Source organism: Bradyrhizobium sp. S3.2.6 (genome assembly GCF_040546885.1).
GTDB lineage: Bacteria > Pseudomonadota > Alphaproteobacteria > Rhizobiales > Xanthobacteraceae > Bradyrhizobium > Bradyrhizobium cytisi.
Window position 1 is genome coordinate 124,443 of the sequence record NZ_JBEPOS010000017.1, and the last position, 17,935, is coordinate 142,377.

The 17,935-nt window shown below is 64.0% G+C and carries 15 protein-coding genes; 8 read left to right on the plus strand and 7 right to left on the minus strand.

The annotated features are described in order from the left end of the window. Positions 1-8 precede the first annotated feature (8 nt). From ABID58_RS26225 to ABID58_RS26250, 6 genes are all read left to right on the plus strand, one after another. Positions 9-887 carry a branched-chain amino acid ABC transporter permease gene (locus tag ABID58_RS26225; protein WP_354035635.1) on the plus strand — a complete coding sequence of 293 codons (879 nt, stop codon included), beginning with the start codon at positions 9-11 and terminating at the stop codon, positions 885-887. 2 nt (positions 888-889) lie between these two features. Continuing rightward, positions 890-1,906, plus strand: coding sequence for a branched-chain amino acid ABC transporter permease (locus tag ABID58_RS26230; protein WP_148755730.1), 1,017 nt, complete (start codon positions 890-892; stop codon positions 1,904-1,906). 29 nt (positions 1,907-1,935) lie between these two features. Further along, positions 1,936-3,165 (plus strand): ABC transporter substrate-binding protein, encoded by a 1,230-nt coding sequence (locus ABID58_RS26235; protein WP_354035637.1) that lies wholly within the window; start codon positions 1,936-1,938, stop codon positions 3,163-3,165. 119 nt (positions 3,166-3,284) lie between these two features. Then, positions 3,285-4,511, plus strand: coding sequence for an ABC transporter substrate-binding protein (locus tag ABID58_RS26240; RefSeq protein WP_354035639.1), 1,227 nt, complete (start codon positions 3,285-3,287; stop codon positions 4,509-4,511). A 236-nt stretch (positions 4,512-4,747) separates the two neighbouring features. Continuing rightward, the gene (locus ABID58_RS26245; RefSeq protein ID WP_354035640.1) at positions 4,748-5,977 is read left to right on the plus strand and encodes an ABC transporter substrate-binding protein; all 1,230 of its coding nucleotides are present in this window, start codon (positions 4,748-4,750) and stop codon (positions 5,975-5,977) included. Positions 5,978-6,172: 195 nt separating this feature from the next. Further along, complete coding sequence (locus ABID58_RS26250) at positions 6,173-7,456, plus strand: glycerate kinase type-2 family protein (protein ID WP_354035641.1); 1,284 nt, start codon at positions 6,173-6,175, stop codon at positions 7,454-7,456. Between the two features lie 129 nt (positions 7,457-7,585). Here ABID58_RS26250 and ABID58_RS26255 read toward each other — a convergent pair whose 3' ends face one another. Further along, positions 7,586-8,047, minus strand: a complete 462-nt coding sequence (locus ABID58_RS26255; protein WP_354035643.1) for a MarR family winged helix-turn-helix transcriptional regulator — start codon at positions 8,045-8,047, stop codon at positions 7,586-7,588. Between the two features lie 76 nt (positions 8,048-8,123). Between ABID58_RS26255 and ABID58_RS26260 the strand changes: the two genes are divergently transcribed. After that, a complete protein-coding gene (locus ABID58_RS26260; protein ID WP_354035645.1) occupies positions 8,124-8,900 on the plus strand; it encodes an SDR family NAD(P)-dependent oxidoreductase in 777 nt (258 codons plus the stop codon). 4 nt (positions 8,901-8,904) lie between these two features. Here the strand turns inward: ABID58_RS26260 and mdlC are convergent, their stop codons facing one another. From mdlC to ABID58_RS26280, 4 genes are all read right to left on the minus strand, one after another. Beyond that, complete coding sequence (gene mdlC, locus ABID58_RS26265; protein WP_354035646.1) at positions 8,905-10,527, minus strand: benzoylformate decarboxylase; 1,623 nt, start codon at positions 10,525-10,527, stop codon at positions 8,905-8,907. 146 nt (positions 10,528-10,673) lie between these two features. After that, positions 10,674-11,519, minus strand: coding sequence for an HTD2 family dehydratase (locus ABID58_RS26270; protein ID WP_354035647.1), 846 nt, complete (start codon positions 11,517-11,519; stop codon positions 10,674-10,676). A gap of 15 nt (positions 11,520-11,534) precedes the next feature. After that, positions 11,535-12,638, minus strand: coding sequence for a CaiB/BaiF CoA transferase family protein (locus tag ABID58_RS26275; protein WP_354035648.1), 1,104 nt, complete (start codon positions 12,636-12,638; stop codon positions 11,535-11,537). Between the two features lie 10 nt (positions 12,639-12,648). Next, positions 12,649-13,818: an acyl-CoA dehydrogenase family protein gene (locus ABID58_RS26280; RefSeq protein ID WP_354035649.1), complete on the minus strand. Its 1,170-nt coding sequence runs from the start codon at positions 13,816-13,818 to the stop codon at positions 12,649-12,651. Between the two features lie 124 nt (positions 13,819-13,942). Here ABID58_RS26280 and ABID58_RS26285 point away from each other — a divergent pair, with 124 nt between their 5' ends. After that, a complete protein-coding gene (locus ABID58_RS26285; protein WP_354035650.1) occupies positions 13,943-14,863 on the plus strand; it encodes a LysR substrate-binding domain-containing protein in 921 nt (306 codons plus the stop codon). A 226-nt stretch (positions 14,864-15,089) separates the two neighbouring features. Here ABID58_RS26285 and ABID58_RS26290 read toward each other — a convergent pair whose 3' ends face one another. Next, positions 15,090-16,364 carry a cytochrome P450 gene (locus tag ABID58_RS26290; RefSeq protein WP_354035652.1) on the minus strand — a complete coding sequence of 425 codons (1,275 nt, stop codon included), beginning with the start codon at positions 16,362-16,364 and terminating at the stop codon, positions 15,090-15,092. 187 nt (positions 16,365-16,551) lie between these two features. Further along, a complete protein-coding gene (locus ABID58_RS26295) occupies positions 16,552-17,817 on the minus strand; it encodes a cytochrome P450 (protein WP_354035654.1) in 1,266 nt (421 codons plus the stop codon). Positions 17,818-17,935: the final 118 nt, after the last annotated feature.

Genomic DNA, 17,935 nt, shown 5'->3' on the forward strand with positions numbered 1-17,935 from the left:
CCGGGACAATGGAACTGTTTACCAACCAGGTCCTGGCCGGGATTGCCACGGGCGCCATCTACGCCTGCATGGCGCTCGCGGTGGTCATGATCTACCAGGCGATCGACCATCTCAATTTCGCGCAAGGTGAGATGGCGATGTTCTCGACCTTCATCTCCTGGCAATTGATGCAGTGGGGCGTGCCCTATTGGGGCGCGTTCATCATCGCGCTGGCGCTCTCCTTCGTCGGCGGCATCGCCATCGAGCGCATCCTGTTCAAGCCGCTGGCCAAGGCGCCGATCCTGACGAATGTCGCCGGGTTCATCGCGCTCTATGCGATCATCAACTCCTCGGCCGGGCTGATCTGGGACTTCACCATCAAGCAATATCCGACCCCGTTCGGCTCCTCGCCGTTCCTCGGCAGCCAGCTGATCTCGACCCACCAGGCCGGCATGATCGGCGTCACCGTGCTGCTGCTGATCGCGCTCTATTTCTTCTTCCAGTACACGCGGATCGGGCTTGCGATGCGGGCGGCCGCCTCGGTGCCTGAATCGGCCCGCCTGGTCGGCATCAACACCTCCTGGATGATCGCGCTCGGCTGGGGCATGGCGTCTGCCATCGGCGCCATCGCCGGAATGCTGATCGCGCCGGTCGTGTTCCTCGAGCCCAACATGATGGGCGGCGTGCTGATCTACGGCTTCGCCGCCGCCGTGCTCGGCGGACTGACCAGTCCATTCGGCGCCGTGGTCGGCGGCTTCCTCGTCGGCATCTTCGAGAACCTCGCCGGCACCTACATCCCCGGCGTCGGCAACGAGCTCAAACTCCCGATCGCGCTCGCGCTGATCATCTCCGTCCTGGTCGTCAAACCCGCTGGTCTGTTCGGCCGGCACATCGTCAAGCGAGTTTGATCATGAGCGCTGCAGAAGACGTCGTCACGGAAGCCCCGGCCGTCGAAGCGGTTCCGAAGCGGGCCATGACGCTGGGCACGGGCACCTCGCTGCTGGTGCTGCTGCTTCTCATCGCCGTGCCGCTGTTTGCGAAGAACTTCGTGATCTTCCAGCTGACCCAGCTGTTGTATCTGGGCCTCGCCGTGCTGGCGCTGAACATCCTGACTGGCGGGTCCGGCCAGTTCTCGCTCGGCCAGAGCGCGTTCTACGGCATCGGTGCCTACGTCACCGCTGTGATGATGGAGCAGTTCAACGTCCCCTATTTCCTCTGCCTGCCGGCCGCGGCCGTGGTCTGCTTCGGCGCGGGCTTCCTGTTCGGCCAGCCGGCGCTGCGGCTCTCCGGCGTCTACCTCGCGCTTGCGACCTTCGCGCTCGCCACCGCGATGCCACAGCTGCTCAAGCTGAACTTCCTCGAGCACTGGACCGGCGGCGTGCAGGGCCTCGTCGTCACCAAGCCCGATGCGCCGTTCGGCCTGCCGATGTCACAGGACATGTGGCTGTATTATTTCACGCTCGTCGTCGTGCTCGCGATCTACATCTTCTCGGTCAACCTGCTGCGCTCCCGCTCGGGCCGCGCCTTCATGGCGATCCGCGACAACGAGATCGCAGCGTCCGCCATGGGAATCAACGTCGCGCTGTACAAGACGCTCGCCTTCGGCGTCTCCGCGGCCGTCACCGGCGTCGCCGGGGGCCTGAGCGCCATCGCGGTGCAGTTCGTCGCGCCCGACAGCTTCACCATCACGCTCGCGATCCAGCTGTTCCTCGGCATGGTCGTCGGCGGCGTCGGCTGGCTGCCCGGCTCGATCGTCGGCGCGGCCTTCATCATCTTTGTGCCGAACATCGCGGAGGGCATCTCCAAGGGCCTCTCCGGCGCCGTGTTCGGCGTGCTCCTGTTCGCCGTCATCTACCTCGTGCCGCATGGCGCAAGGCAAGTCGCAATCCTGGGCCAGCAACTCGCCGGACGGCTCAGAAAGAACTGAAATCAATCAATTAAGGAAGGAGACCAGATTTGTTTTTCGGAAGAACACTGCGGACCACCGCGCTCGTAACGGCGGTCGCGACCCTCACCTCCGGCGCAGCACTCGCCCAGAAGAAATACGACACCGGCGCGTCCGATACCGAGATCAAGATCGGCAACATCATGCCGTACAGCGGCCCCGCCTCGGCCTATGGCATCATCGGCAAGACCGAAGAAGCCTATCTCAAGATGATCAACGACAAGGGCGGCATCAACGGCCGCAAGATCGTCTACGTCACCTATGACGACGGCTATTCGCCGCCGAAGGCCGTCGAGCAGGTCCGCAAGCTGGTCGAAAGCGACGAGGTGCTCGCCGTGTTCAACCCGCTGGGCACGCCCTCGAACTCCGCGATCCAGAAATATCTCAACGCCAAGAAGATCCCGCAGCTGTTCGTCGCCACCGGCGCGACCAAGTGGAACGACCCGAAGAGCTTCCCCTGGACCATCGGCTGGCAGCCGTCCTACCAGAGCGAAGCGCAGATCTATGCGAAATGGCTGATGAAGGAGAAGCCCGACGCCAAGGTCGCGATCCTCTATCAGAACGACGATTTCGGCAAAGACTACCTCAAGGGCACCAAGGACGGTTTTGGCGCCAAGGCTTCGTCCGCAATTATCCTGGAAGAGAGCTATGAGGTCTCCGAGCCGTCGATCGACGGCCACATCGTCAAGATCAAGGCTGCCAATCCCGACGTGCTGCTGATCTATGCGACGCCGAAGTTCGCGGCCCAGACCATCAAGAAGACAGCCGAGCTGAACTGGAAGCCGCTGCAGATCCTCACCAACGTGTCGATCTCCGTCGGCAGCGTGATGAAGCCGGCCGGCTTCGAAGCCTCGCAGAACGTGCTGTCGGCGGCCTATGCCAAGGACTCGACGGACCCGCAGTGGAACACCGACCCCGGCATGAAAAAGTGGAACGAGTTCATCGACAAGTACATGCCGGGCGCCGACAAGACCGACACCGGCACGGTCTACGGCTATGGCGCAGCCTCGACCCTCGTCAAGGCGCTGGAAATGTGCGGTGACGACCTCACCCGCGCCAACCTCATGAAGCAGGCCGCTTCCTTAAAGGATTTTGCACCGGACACCCTGCTGCCCGGCGTCAAGATCAACACCAGCGCCACCGACTTCGCCCCGATTTCGCAGCTGCAGATGCAGCGCTTCAAGGGCGAAAAGTGGGAACTGTTCGGCGAGATCATCAGCGGCGACGTCGCCACGGAGTGACGCGCTGACGCTGTAGTCCAAGGTTGAAAGGCCCCCGCGCTCTCCCGCGGGGGCTTTTTGTTGACGTCGTGCATCAATCTTGTTCAATGCGACGCCGATCCAGTTGGGGCAGGAGAGCAATGGCTGTCGTTCGATTTCAGGTTGCGGCGCTTTCGGCCGCATTCGCGTTGTGCACTGCGATGAGCAATCCCGCGCTGGCACAGAAGTCCTACGACAGCGGCGCCTCCGATACCGAAATCAAGATCGGCAACATCATGCCCTATAGCGGCCCGGCCTCGGCCTACGCCGTGATCGGCAAGGCCGAGGAAGCCTATTTCAACAAGGTCAATGCCGAGGGCGGCGTCAACGGCCGCATGATCAAGTTCATCTCGTATGACGATGCTTATTCGCCGCCGAAGACGGTGGAACAGGCGCGCAAGCTGGTCGAGAGCGACAACGTGCTGCTGATCTTCGGCTCGCTCGGCACCTCCACCAACGGCGCCATCCGGAAATACATGAACGAGAAGAAGGTGCCGCAATTGTTCGTCGCGAGCGGCGCCTCGAAATGGAACGATCCCGAGCACTATCCGTGGACCATGGGCTGGCAGCCGAGCTATGCCAGCGAGGCCAAGATCTACGCCAAGTACATCCTGAAGGAGAAGCCGGACGGCAAGATCGGCGTGCTCTACCAGAACGACGATTTCGGCAAGGATTATCTGAAGGGGCTGAAGGACGGGCTCGGCGCCAAGGCTTCGATGATCGTGATGGAGGAGCCCTACGACACCTCGGAGCCTGCGATCGACGAGCACGTCGTGAAGCTGAAGGCCGCCGGCGCCGACATCTTCATCAGCATCACCACGCCGAAATTCGCGGCGCAAGCGATCAAGAAGGCGGCCGAGATCAACTGGCACCCGATGCACATCATCTCCAACGTCTCGGCCTCCGTCGGCGGCGTGATCGAGCCGGCGGGCTTCGAGATCTCGCAAGGCATCCTGTCGGCGAGCTACATCAAGGACGGCTCCGACCCGCAATGGAACGCCGATGACGGCATGAAGAGGTTCTACAACTTCCTCGCGCAGTTTGATCCGAAGGCCAACAAGCTCGATGCCGGCGTTGTGTTCGGCTATGCCGCCGCCCAGACCATGGTGAAGGTGCTGCAGATGTGCGGCGACAATCTCACCCGCGACAACATCATGAAGCAGGCGGCGTCCTTGAAGGATTTCGAGCCGGACACGCTGCTGCCCGGCATCAAGATCAACACCGCGCCCGACAATTTCGCGCCGATCGAGCAGCTCCAGATGATGCGATTCAAGGGCAAGACCTGGGAATTGTTCGGCGATATCATCTCGAGTGACCCCGGTCACTGATGGCAACTCAGAATAGCACGACTCCACTTAGGCAACTCAAGACGGTCTCGCCTTTTCGCAGTTGCACAGGACGGCGCCGTCCTTCCTGACTACTAAAGACGCAGCCCCTGCGACGTTGTCGCGGGGGCTTTCTGTTGAAGGCATCAGGTAAATCGTATTGAATTGCGGTCGCGTCGCCAAAAACAGTCAAGACAAGAAAAGGAGCGCACACACACCAAGAAAATAGGGAGATTTGAATGCCCGCTGTCACCGGCAAGCTTGCGGCCGCGTCACTGGCGCTCGCGCTCATTGCGGCCACGACCTCCATCGCGTCGGCCCAGAAGAAATACGATACCGGCGCGACCGATACCGAGATCAAGATCGGCAACATCATGCCCTACAGCGGACCGGCCTCCGCCTACGGCATCATCGGGCGGACCGAAGCCGCCTATTTCAAGAAGATCAACGACGAAGGCGGCATCAACGGCCGCAAGATCAATTACATCAGCTATGACGACGCCTATTCGCCGCCAAAGACGGTGGAGCAGGCGCGCAAGCTGGTCGAGAGCGACGAGGTGCTGTTCATCTTCAATTCGCTCGGCACGCCGCCGAACTCGGCGATCCACAAATACATGAACTCGAAGAAGGTGCCGCAGCTGTTCGTCGCCACCGGCGCCACCAAGTGGAACGACCCGCAGAACTTCCCCTGGACGATGGGCTGGCAGCCCAACTACCAGAGCGAGACACAGATCTATGCGAAGTGGCTTTTGAAGAACAAGCCGGACGCCAAGATCGCCGTGCTTTACCAGAACGACGACTACGGCAAGGATTATCTCAAGGGCCTGAAGGACGGCCTTGGCGCCAAGGCCGCCTCGATGATCGTCATGGAGGAGAGCTATGAGACCTCCGAGCCGACCATCGACAACCACATCGTCAAGATGAAGTCGACCGGCGCCGATGTCTTCATGAATATCACGACGCCGAAATTTGCCGCGCAAGCGATCAAGAAGGTGGCCGAGATCGGCTGGAAGCCGCTGCACTTCCTCAACAACGTCTCGGCCTCCGTCGGCAGCGTGATGAAGCCGGCCGGCTTCGAGAACGGTCAGGATGTCATCTCGGCGGATTATCTGAAGGACGTGTCGGATCCCGCATGGGCCAATGATGCCGGCATGAAAGAATTCCTGGCGTTCATGGGCAAATACTTCCCCGACGGCGACAAGCTCGATAAGGGCACCATCGTCGGCTATGCCGTCGCGCAGACACTGGTCCAGGTGCTGAAGCAGTGCGGTGACGATCTCACGCGCGAGAACATCATGAAGCAGGCGGCGAACCTCAAGGACTTCCGCACCGAGGCGCTGCTGCCGGGCGTGAAGATCAACACCTCGCCGACCGATTTCGCGCCGATCAGCCAGCTTCAGCTTGAGAAGTTCAAGGGCGAGAAGTTTGAGTTGTTCGGCGACGTGATCAGCGCCGACGTCGGCGGCTAGCCCATATCCCTGTCCGACGATAACAAGCCCCCTGCGAGATGATCGCAGGGGGGGTTTGCTGCGCCGATTATGATCACGCGATTGCACAATCGAATGGTGGCAAAGCCGGCTTACGCTTTGGCGCCTGATGCGGTAGGCAGGTGAATGGCGCGTTCGCCGCCATCACTTCCGTCCGCTTTGCTGAAGGCCATCGTCATGACCGACCGACGCCCCCTGCTCCGCGCGCTCTACGACGCCGCCGTTGCCGCCGCCCATCCCAACACGATCCTGGCGCCGCATCTGCGTCCCGTGCCCAAGGGGCGCGTGATCTGCCTTGCCGCCGGCAAGGGCGCGGCCGCGATGGCCGCGGCTGCGGAGCGGCATTATCTCGACACGCTCGCGCTCGCGCCGGAGCGGCTCGTCGGCATCGCCACCACGCGCCATGGCTATGGCGTGCCGACGCGCCGCATCCGCGTCGTGGAGGCCGGCCATCCCGTGCCCGATGAGGCTGGCCTCAAGGGCGCCGCCGACACGCTCGCGCTCGCGGGCCAAGCCGGGCCTGACGATCTGCTGCTGGTGCTGCTCACCGGCGGCGGCTCGGCCAACTGGATCGCGCCGGTCGACGGCATCAGCTTTGCGCAGAAGCAGGCGGTCAACAAGGCGCTGCTGCGCTCGGGCGCGCCGATCGGCGAGATGAATACCGTGCGCAAGCATTTGTCGCGGATCAAGGGCGGGCGTCTGGCGCGCGCGGGCCAAAACGCCGCCGAGATCGTGACGCTCGCGATCTCCGACGTGCCGCATGACGATCCGTCCGCGATCGCCTCGGGCCCGACCGTGCCCGATCCGACTACGCTTGCGGATGCGCGCGCGATCGTCGCAAAGTACAAGCTCGCCATCGACGATGCCGTGCGCCGTGCGCTCGACGATCCCGCCAACGAAAGCGCCAAGCCGGGCGATGCCGCCTTTGCGCGCGCGCGTTTCGAATTGATCGCGCGCCCGAAGCAGTCGCTCGACGCCGCGGTGAAGCTCGCAAAGGACGCCGGCTACGAGACCATCGATCTCGGCGCCGATCTCGAAGGCGAGGCCCGCGAGGTCGCCGCCGATCACGCCAGGCTCGCGCTGCAGGCCCGCGCGCAAGGCAAGCGCGTCGCGATCCTCTCCGGCGGCGAGCTCACGGTCACCGTGCGCGGCCATGGTCGCGGCGGCCCGAACCAGGAATATGCGCTGGCGCTCGCTGGGCTGCTCAAGGACACGCCCAACATCTCCGCACTCGCCGGCGACACCGATGGCGCCGATGGCGGCGCCGGCCATCCCACCGACCCCGCCGGCGCACTGATCGACGCGGCGACATTCGCGAAGATCAAGGCGCTAGCGCTTCAGCCGCAGGCGTATCTCGACAACAACGACGCGACGACGTTCTTCGAGGCGACGGGCGATCTGCTGATGCCCGGCCCGACATTGACGAATGTGAACGATATCCGGGTGATCCTGGTGGATTGAGACGGCAGCCCCAGCGACACTGTCATTCCCCGCGCAGGCGGGGAATCCAGTACGCCGCAGCTTCTCCATCACCCACGACCGCCTCGGAGTACTGGATCGCCCGCCTGGGCGATGACACCGAGAGTGCCGCTACGCCACCGACTGCGCCTCATCCTCTACCCGACTCTCCCGCAACGCCCGCGCATAGAGCATCATCCCCTCGCGCACCGTACGCTGCTCGGCGGCCGTCAACGCCGCCAGCGCGCCGCGCACCTGCTGCCGGCCGAATGCATGCAGCGCCTCCAGCGTGCGCCGGCCCTTCGCGGTCAGCGACAACAGCTTGCTGCGTGCGTCAAGCTCATCCGGCGTCTCCCTGAGCTCGCCACAATCGATCAGTTTGCGCACCAGGCGGCTGACGCTGGATTTCTCCAGCCGCAGGAAATCGCCGAGCTCGCCTGAGGTCAGCGGGCCGCGGATGCCGATCTCCAAAATCGTGTGCACCGCCGACGGCGGATAGTCCGAGGCCGCCACCGTCGCATCCATGAAGCCGAGCTCGCGCACCATCAATCGCGAGGCAGCGCGGATGTCGTCGATCAGCGCGAGTTCAGCCATCTTGACTCCCGGCATATAGTTGTATCATACAACTATATGCGCGCAACGGCGCGCGCAAGCGTTTTTGGAGTGAGCCATGAGCGGAACTTTGCCAACCGGTGAGCGGATGAGGGGCAAGGTCTGCCTCGTCACGGGCGGCGGCAGCGGCATCGGTCGCGCCACCGCACTGCGGATGGCGGCGGAGGGTGCAAAGGCGGTTGTTGTCGCAGGCCGGCGCGGGGTCGAGATCGAGGCCGCCGCGGCCGCCTGCCGCGAGTTTGGTGCGGAGGCCTTCCCGATCCAGACCGATATCACGCGAGACGACGAGGTCGAACGCCTGGTCCGCACGGCCGTTGAACGCTGCGGCCGTCTCGACGTCGCCTTCAACAATGCCGGCTTCCAGGAGCGCCGTGCGCCGCTGGAACAGCAGGACATGGACGTCTACGACAGCGTGTTCGACACCAATGTCCGCGCGCTGTTTTTGTGCCTGCGCCACCAGCTGCCAGCGATGCTGGCGAACGGCGGCGGCAGCATCGTGGTCAACGCCTCGGTCAGCGGCGTGCGCAATCCCAATCCCGGCTTTTCGCTCTACTCGGCCTCGAAGGCCGCCGCGATCTCGCTGACGCGTTCGGCGGCGATGGAGAATGCCCCGCGCGGCGTCCGCATCAACGCCATCGCGCCCGGACGTGTCATCACCGACATGATGCTCAGCGCCGGCGTCGGCGATGTCGCAACCGTGGGCGCCGGCCTGCCGCTGCGGCGCATGGGCACGCCGGAAGAGGTGGCCGAGGCCGTGGTGTGGCTATCGTCGGATGCGTCGTCCTACGTGGTTGGCCATGTGCTGGCGGCGGACGGGGGATTTCTGGCAGCATAATCGCCTAATGCTTCTGCCCGTACAGTACCGGCACCGCCGAATCCACGACCACCTCCACGAGGCTGGTGCCATCGTGCGCCATTCCGCGCTTGAGCGCCTCGCCGAGCTCCGCCGCCTTGCTGACCCGCACCGCATGGCACCCCATGCCTTCGGCGAGCCGGACGAAATCGATTCCCGGCAGCTCCAGGCCCGGCACGTTACGCACCTGCATCACCTGGCTGAACGATCGCATCGCGCCATAGCCGGAATTGTTGATGACGACGATGGTGAGCGGCAGTTTACGCTGCGCGGCGGTCCACAGCGCCTGGATCGAATACATCGCCGAGCCGTCGCCGATCAGGCACACCGTGCGGCTGGTTGGCTTGCCCAGCGCCATGCCGACTGCGGCGGGCAGCGAATAGCCGAGGCCGCCGCTTGCCATGGTGTAAAAACTGTCCTGGCCGCGCATCGGCAGGAATTTCTGCATCGCCGGCCGGTGCGAGGGCACTTCCTCGACCAGTGACGCGCGATCCGGCATCGCCTGCGACAGCGAGTGCAGCAGAAAATCGACCGGCAGCGGATCGGCGGCCTGCGGCGCCGGCGCCAATTTGCGGCCCTTTGGCGTGGCGCGTTTGCTCTCCGGCAAGAGCTCGAGCAGCGCGCTCAGCGCCGGGTTCATGGTCGCGATGATGCTGGTGCCGACCGGTGTGACGGCAGCGGCATCCGGATCATCGGTGATCTGAAAGATCGTCGCGCCGCCATCAAAGATCGCGGCATGGCCCTCGACATGGAACGTGAACACGGGCGCGCCAATGACGACGACGACGTCGTGCTCGCGCAGCGCGTCGGAGAGTTGCGCCGGCGAGGCATGCAAAAAGCCCGCGAATTGCGCATGCCGCTCGGGGAACGAGCAGCGCGCCGAGAACGGGCTGACCCAGACGCTAGCCTTCGCCTTCTCGGCGACGCGCACCATCAGATCGACAGCGCCAGCGCGGTCGACACCGGGGCCGACGACGAGGGCAGGGTGCCTTGCGGAACCGAGCGCTGCGACCAGCGCCTTCATCGCATCAGGCTCGGGCCCGATCTCGCGGCTGACCTTGCGCGCCTCGATCGGCGCTGTCGCGTGTGTCCAATCGTCGATCGGGATCGACACGAAGGTCGGGCCGCAGGGCGGCTGCATCGCCGTGTAATAGGCCCGCGCGATTGCGGCCGGCACGTCCTCGGGCCGCGCCGGCTCGACGCTGTACTTCACATAGGGCCGCGGAAATTCGGAGGCGCGCTCGGCGTAAAGAAACGCCTGCAACGGCAGGATCGAGCGGGCCTGCTGGCCGGCGGTGATCACGAGCGGCGTCTGGTTGCGGTGCGCGGTGTAGATATTGCCGAGCGCGTTGCCGACGCCGGCCGCGGAGTGCAGATTGACGAAGCCGGCATTGCGCGTCGCCTGCGCATAGCCGTCGGCCATGCCGACGGCGCTGGCCTCCTGCAGTGCCAGCACGTAGTCGATGTCGTCGGGCCAGTCGCTCAGGAACGGCAGCTCGGTCGAGCCGGGATTGCCGAAGACGCGTCTGATGCCGAACGAGCGCAGCAGGTCGAGCGTTGCCTGCTTGACGGTGACGGACTTGCTGCCGGTCTTGCCGTTCTTTGCCATGGTTTCCGTCCCCTGTTGTTTATCGACGCTCCCGGCCCCACCCGTCATTGCGAGGAAGCCCTTGCGACGAAGCAATCCAGACTATCTCCGCGGAAAGATTCTGGATTGCTTCGCTGCGCTCGCAATGACGAGGAAGCAGCGGTGGTTTACCACACCGCCGTCGCCTTCATCGTCGGCTGCCCCTCCGCATTCGCTATCCACAGCTCCATGCCCGCGTCGGTCTCATTGGCGTTGATGGAGAACTCGCTGCCCTCGAACAGCGGCTGCAGGCCGCGGTAGGTGAATTTCTTCGGCGGCTTGCCGCTGCGCAACTTCGCCGCCATCTCGATGATGAGCGCGGCCTGCAAGGGACCGTGGAAGATCAGGCCCGGATAGCCCTCGACCCTGGTGACGTAATCGCGGTCGTAATGGATGCGGTGGCCGTTGAAGGTCAGCGCGGAATAGCGAAACAGCAGCACGGGATCGGAGACATGGGTCTCGCGGTGCTGTGCCTTCGGCGGCGGGGCCTTTGCGGTCGCGGGCGCGCTGCCCGTCATCTCGCGATAGACGATGTCCTGCCGCTCGCGGATGGCAACGCCACGTGGCGAGGAGATGCTGTGCTCCACCGCGACGAAGCACAATGTGCCGGTCGAGCCCGATTTCACCTGTACGTCGGCAATGCGCGAGGTCCGGGTCGATTCATCGCCGACGCGCAAGGGCTGCAAGAACGCGATCTCGCCGCCGGCCCACATCCGGCGCGGCAGCGGTACCGGCGGCAGGAAGCCGCCGCGGGTCGGGTGGCCGTCGGGCCCTAACATCGACATCGGAAACACCGGCTGCGCCAGGCACCAATGCACCGTGAAGGGTGCCGCGTCGCCCGTTTTGGGTTCGCCGACCTCCTGGAACAGCGTCGCGCGCAGGCCTCTGATGAGTTGCGCGGTGACGATGTCGGTCGCCTCTTCGCTGCGGCCGATCCATTGCCGCAAGTGATCTATGTCGAGCTTCCCGGTCATGGTGCCTCGCTCTTGTTATTTTCTGGATTGCGGATTTTCGCCGATCGCCGGCACGGCTCCGTAAGCACGGGTCTCGCCGACGATGATCGGCGCCGGCGCGGGATAGCTGACGCGGCCGTTCGGCGTATCCACCTCGATGCGGCGCAGATGCGGATGGTTGGTGAGGTCGCTCATGGTGTTGACCTCGGCAAACGCGATGTCGGCATCCGACAGCCGCTTCAACAGCTCGTCGCGCGTCATCTTGCCGAAGATATCCGCGACCGTCCTGTCGGTGAAATCGCGGTTGCGCACGCGCTCGACCATGTTGGCGACGCGCGGATCGTTTGGCAGGTTGGGCTGGTCCAGCACCTCGGCACAGAGCGTCTTCCACTCGCGCTCGCTCTGGATCGAGATCAGGATGTCCTTGCCGTCCTTCGAGGTGAACACGCCATAGGGCGCGATCGAGGGATGACGCAGGCCCATGCGCTTGGGCGGATTGCCGGCCTCGGCGTTGAGCAGCGGCACGGTGCACCAGTCCGCCATCACGTCGAACATGGAGATGCGGATGTCACAGCCCTTGCCGGTCCGCCCGCGCGCGATCAGCGCCTCCAAAATTGCCGCATGCGCGGTGGCGCCGGTCGCGACGTCGACGATCGACATGCCGACGCGCGAGGCGCCGTCGGGATTGCCGGTGATCGAGGCAAGGCCGCTCTCGGCCTGGATCAAGAGATCATAGGCCTTGCGGTGTGCGTAGGGGCCCTCGTCGCCGTAACCGGTGATGGTGCAGGAGATCAGCTTTGGATAGTCCTGCAGCAGCCGCTCGCGGGAGAAGCCGAGCTTGTCCATCGAGCCCGGCTTGAGGTTCTGCACCAGCACGTCGGCGCTCGCGATCAGCTTTTCCAGCTCGGCGCATCCCTCCGTGGTGGCGAGGTCGACCACCGCCGATTGCTTGCCGCGGTTGAGCCAGACGAAATAGCTGCTCTGGCCCTTGGCCGCCGCGTCATAGCCGCGGGCGAAATCGCCTTCGGGCCGCTCGATCTTGATAACCTCGGCGCCGGCATCCGCCAGGCGCGAGGAGCAGAACGGTGCGGCCACAGCCTGCTCGACCGCAATCACCCTAATCCCGTCCAATGCTCCCATGATTGCTGCCTCAGTACGAGCGGGGCATGCCGAGCACGTGCTCGGCGACAAAGGACAGCACGAGATTGGTCGAGATCGGCGCGACTTGATACAGCCGCGTTTCGCGGAACTTGCGCTCGACGTCGTATTCCTCGGCGAAGCCGAAGCCGCCATGGGTCTGGATGCAGGCATTCGCCGCTTCCCAGGACGCATCCGCGGCGAGCATCTTGGCCATGTTGGCCTCCGCGCCGCAGTCGAGCCCGGCTTCGTATTTGCGTGTCGCTTCCTTCACCATCAGCTCGGCCGCGCGCATCGCGGCATAGGCCTTGGCGATCGGGAACTGGATGCCCTGGTTCTGGCCGATCGGCCGGCCGAACACCGCGCGCTCCTTGGCGTAGCTGGTGGCCTTGGCGATGAACCACTTGGCATCGCCGATGCATTCGGCCGCGATCAAAATGCGCTCGGCGTTCATGCCGGAGAGGATGTAGCGAAAGCCCTTGCCTTCCTCGCCGATCAGATTCTCCGCCGGCACCTTCATGTCGGTAAAGAACACCTCGGTGGTGGCGTGGTTCATCATGGTGCGGATCGGGCGGATCTCGAGGCCATTGCTCCTGGCCTCGCGCATGTCGACGATGAACACGGACAGGCCATCGGTGCGTTTCTTGGCCTGCTCCTTCGGCGTGGTGCGGGCCAGCAGCACCATCAGGTCGGAATGCTCGGCACGGCTGGTCCAGATCTTCTGGCCGTTGACGATGTAGCTGTCGTTGCCTTCCTTGCGCGCAAAGGTCTTGAGCGAGGAGGTGTCGGTGCCGCTGGTCGGCTCGGTGACGCCGAAGGCTTGCAGGCGCAATTCGCCGCTCGCGATCTTCGGCAGATACTTCGCCTTCTGCTCGTCGTTGCCGTGCCGCAGCACGGTGCCCATCGTGTACATCTGGGCATGGCAGCCGCCGCCATTGCAGCCCGCGCGCTGAATCTCTTCGAGGATGGCAGCCGCCGCCGAAAGCTTCAGGCCCGCGCCGCCATATTCCTCGGGGATCAGCACCGAGAGGTAACCGGCCTGCGTCAGCGCGTCGACGAATGCCTTGGGGTAAGCCATCTCGCGATCGAGCTTGCGCCAGTATTCACCGGGAAACTGTGCGCAGAGCTTTGTGACGGCTTCGCGGATGTCGGCGTGATCTTCGCTGTGGTGTTCTTCACTCATGGCGTTTCCCGAATGTGCGGCAGTTAAGATAACGCCGGCCGATCCTCTGGCGTTGTGAAAACAACGCCATCCCCCTATGCTCATTTGCTATAGCGTATGGAGTAGCCTTCCAGGATTGGCAAGCATGGATTTCCGGCAGCTCAGGACCTTCAGTTGTGTGGCGGAGCTCGGCAGCCTGAGCAAAGCGTCCGATACGTTGCGCGTGGCACAGCCGGCGCTGAGCCGGCAGATCAAGCTGCTGGAGCACGAGCTGCGCACGGAACTGTTCACTCGCAACGGCCGCGGCATGGTGCTGACCGAGGCCGGGCGCCTGCTGCTGGCGCGCACCTCCGGCATCGTGCGGCAGATCGACCAGATTCGCGACGACATCCAGTCGGCCAAGGGGCCGCCGTCGGGCCAGGTCGTGCTCGGCCTGGTTCCGACCGTGAGCTGCGTGCTGTCGGCGCGGTTTGCGCGGCGCTGTGTCGAAAAACATCCCGGCATTTCGCTGCGCATCGTCGAAAGCTACAGCGGCCACATCGTCGAATGGCTGCATCGCGGCGAGATGGACCTTGCCATCCTCTACGGCCGCTCCGCCGATCTGCATCTCAATGTGCAGAGCCTCGGGCGCGACAACATCGTCGCGGTCGGTCCGCGCGGCTGCGGTCTTGCGCGCAAGAAGAACGTCGACGTCGGCTGGCTGCTGCGGCAGCGCTTGGTGCTGCCCAGTCATTCGCACGGCCTCCGTGCGCTGATCGAGCAAGCGGCCGCGCAGCGCAAGATCAAGCTCAACGTCCAGCTCGAAGCGGATTCGTTCCGCGTGCTGACGAGCCTGGTCGAGGAGGGGCTCGGCTTCGCGCTGCTGCCGCCATCGTCGGTCCACGCCGAAGTCGCGGACGGACGTCTGGAAACCGCTGCCGTTTCCAAGCCGATGTCACGCGAGCTCATTTTCGCCTCTCCGATCGACCGCCCGCCCTCCACGGCCTCGCTGGCCGTCACCGCACTGCTGCGCGATGAGGTCGCCGCGTGCCGCAAGGAAGGCGTGTGGGACATCAAATTGAGTTAGATGCGCTGGTGTCGTAGACCAGTCGGGCGCCGTGTTGCCTTCGCATCTGGCGCGACCTGTCATGCCGGAATTTTATAGCTGGGCTCGGGCGCTGCGCGTTTGACGCGCAGGTGTACTCAAGATCTCGTCATTGCGAGCGTAGCGAAGCAATCCAGGAATCCCTCCGAGGTGGCAGTCTGGATTGCTTCGTCGCAAGAGCTCCTCGCAATGACGGAGGATGCAGCCGTTACCCCGGAATCCTCACCGGCAGCGACTCATATCCCTTGATGAAGCTCGAATAGATCCGCTTCGGCTCGCCGACCACCTCGATACGGTCGAACCGCTTCAGCATCTCCTCCCAGACGATCCGCAGCTGCAGTTCGGCGAGCCGCATGCCGACGCAGCGGTGGATGCCGAAGCCGAAGGAGAGATGGGTGCGCGGCCGGGCGCGGTCGATGATGAACTCGTTCGGCTGCTCGATCATCTCTTCGTCGCGGTTGCCGGAGACGTACCACATCACGACGCGGTCGCCCTTCCTGATGTGCTTGCCGCCGATCTCGGTGTCGGCAAGCGCGGTGCGCCGCATATGCGCGAGCGGGGTCTGCCAGCGGATCACCTCGGGCACCATGGTGTCGATCAGCGCCGGGTCGGCGCGCAGCTTGTCGTATTGCTCGGGATTCTCGTTCAGCGCCAGCACCGAGCCGGTCATGGTGTTGCGCGTGGTGTCGTTGCCGCCGACGATGAGCAGGATGATGTTGCCCATGAGGTTGTCGGGGTCCATGAAGCGCGTGGCGTCGTTGTGGGCCATCAGCGACAGCAAGTCGTTGCGCGGCGCCGAGTTGATGCGCTCGTTCCACAGCTTCGACATGTAGGCGTAGCACTCGTCCATCTCGCGGCGGCGCTCTTCGGCGGATGAAACGATGCCGCTCTTGGGCAGCGCGGTCGCGACATCCGACCAGCGCGTCAGCTTGCGCCGCTCCTCCCAGGGGAAGTCGAACAGGGTAGCCAGCATCTGCGTCGTCAGCTCGATCGAGACCCGCTCGACGAAGTTGAAGGTCTCGTTGCGCGGCAGATTGTCGAGCACGGTCTGCGAACGCTGGCGGATCAGTTTTGCGAGGTCGTCCAGATGCGTCGGCGTGAACATCGGCGACACGGTCTTGCGCTGCGACGAATGCCTGGGCTGGTCCATCGCGATGAAGCTCGGCCAGTCGTAGCCGTCCGGCACGTCGCGGATCCCGATGCCGCCGAGCGTCGAGTCGGACGAGAACAGGCCGTGATTGGTGTCGACATGCATGATGTCGTTGTATTTCACCACCGACCAGTACGGCTCGATCGGCGCGTTGGTGCAGTAATGCACCGGCTCTTCCTTGCGCAGCCGCTCGAACCACGGCCACAACGTGTCGTCCTGAAACAGCCGCGGCGCGCCCGGATGAAAATTCTTCAGCGGCGTCGTATAGGCTTCCTCGCGCGCGCGCCGCATGCGTTCGGTCGTGTCGGCCTTGACCGGGGCCTGAATGTTCATGGGCGGTCGCTCCAGTTGACTCTTCCTTTGCCTCTCCCCGCGTGCGGGGAGAGGCCGGAATTCGAGCGAAGCTCGAATTCCGGGTGAGGGGAACTGTCCGCGATTCGGCTCTCACCGTATTCGCGGATAGAGCCCCTCACCCCAACCCTCTCCCCGTAAGAACGGGGAGAGGGAGTTTTCTCACGCGTCACGTCGCAATCTTGACCGGCAATGTTTCCAGACCCTTCACAAAGCTCGAATACACCCGCTTCGGCTCGCCGACCACGTCGATATGGTCGAATCGCTTCAGGATCTCCTCCCAGATAATCTTGAGCTGGAGTTCGGCAAGCCGCAATCCGACGCAGCGGTGGATGCCGAAGCCGAACGAGAGATGCGTGCGCGGGCGGGCGCGGTCGATGATGAACTCGTAGGGCTTCTCGATCGCCTCCTCGTCGCGGTTGCCCGAGACGTACCACATCACGACCTTGTCACCTTTCTTGATCTGCTTGCCGCGGAACTCGAAATCGGCAAGCGCCGTGCGGCGCATATGCGCAAGCGGCGTCTGCCAGCGGATCACCTCGGGCACGAAGCTGTCGAGCAGCGCGGGCTTTTCGCGCAGCTTGCGATATTGTTCGGGATGCTGGCTCAGCGCGAGAAGCGAGCCCGACATGGTGTTGCGGGTGGTGTCGTTGCCGCCGACGATCAACAAAATGAGATTGCCGAGGAAGTTCCGCGCGTCCATGTCGCGGGTCGCGGCGCCATGCGCCATCATCGAGAGCAGGTCGCTCTTCGGCGGCTGCTCGATGCGCTCCTTCCAGAGCCGCGCGAAATAGCCGGCGCATTCCGCGAGCTCAGCCTGACGTTCGTCCTCGGTCGCGACCAGGCCGTCGGGGCCGGGAATGGTGGTGGCAATATCCGACCAGCGCGTCAGCTTGCGGCGGTCCTCCCAGGGGAAATCGAACAGCACCGCGAGCATCTGGGTGGTGAGCTCGATCGAGACCTGGTCGACCCAGTCGAACACCTCACCGCGCGGCAGATTGTCGAGGCACTCGGCCGAGCGCTTGCGGATGTTGAGCGCGAGATTGTCCAGATGTGTCGGCGTGAACATCGGCGCCACGGTCTTGCGCTGCGCTGCATGGCGCGGCGGGTCCATCGAGATGAAGCTCTCGCGGCGCAGGTCGGGGTCGATGTCGCGAATGGTGATGCCGCCGAGTGCGGAGGCCGAGGAGAACACCGAATGGTTCGTCTCGATCTCCATGATGTCGTTGTAGCGCGTCACCGACCAGTACGGGCCGAACATCGAGTCCTTGCAATAGTGCACCGGATCTTCGCGGCGCAGCCGGTCGAAATAGGGCCAGAACGTATCGGTCCTGAACAATTCGGGATCGCCCGGATCGAATTGGTCCAGCGGAAGTGACGACGCGCGCTCGCGCAGTGCGTCGAGTTTTGTCGCGCTCTCGATGGTCCCGTGCATGACCGCTCTCCCTGACATGAACCGCGCGATTTTCTTGAATTCTGCGCTGCGGTATTTGGCTGCAATTACAGCGCGTTGTCTGCGCCGGAGCAAGGGCGAGTTTTGCCACATCCAACCT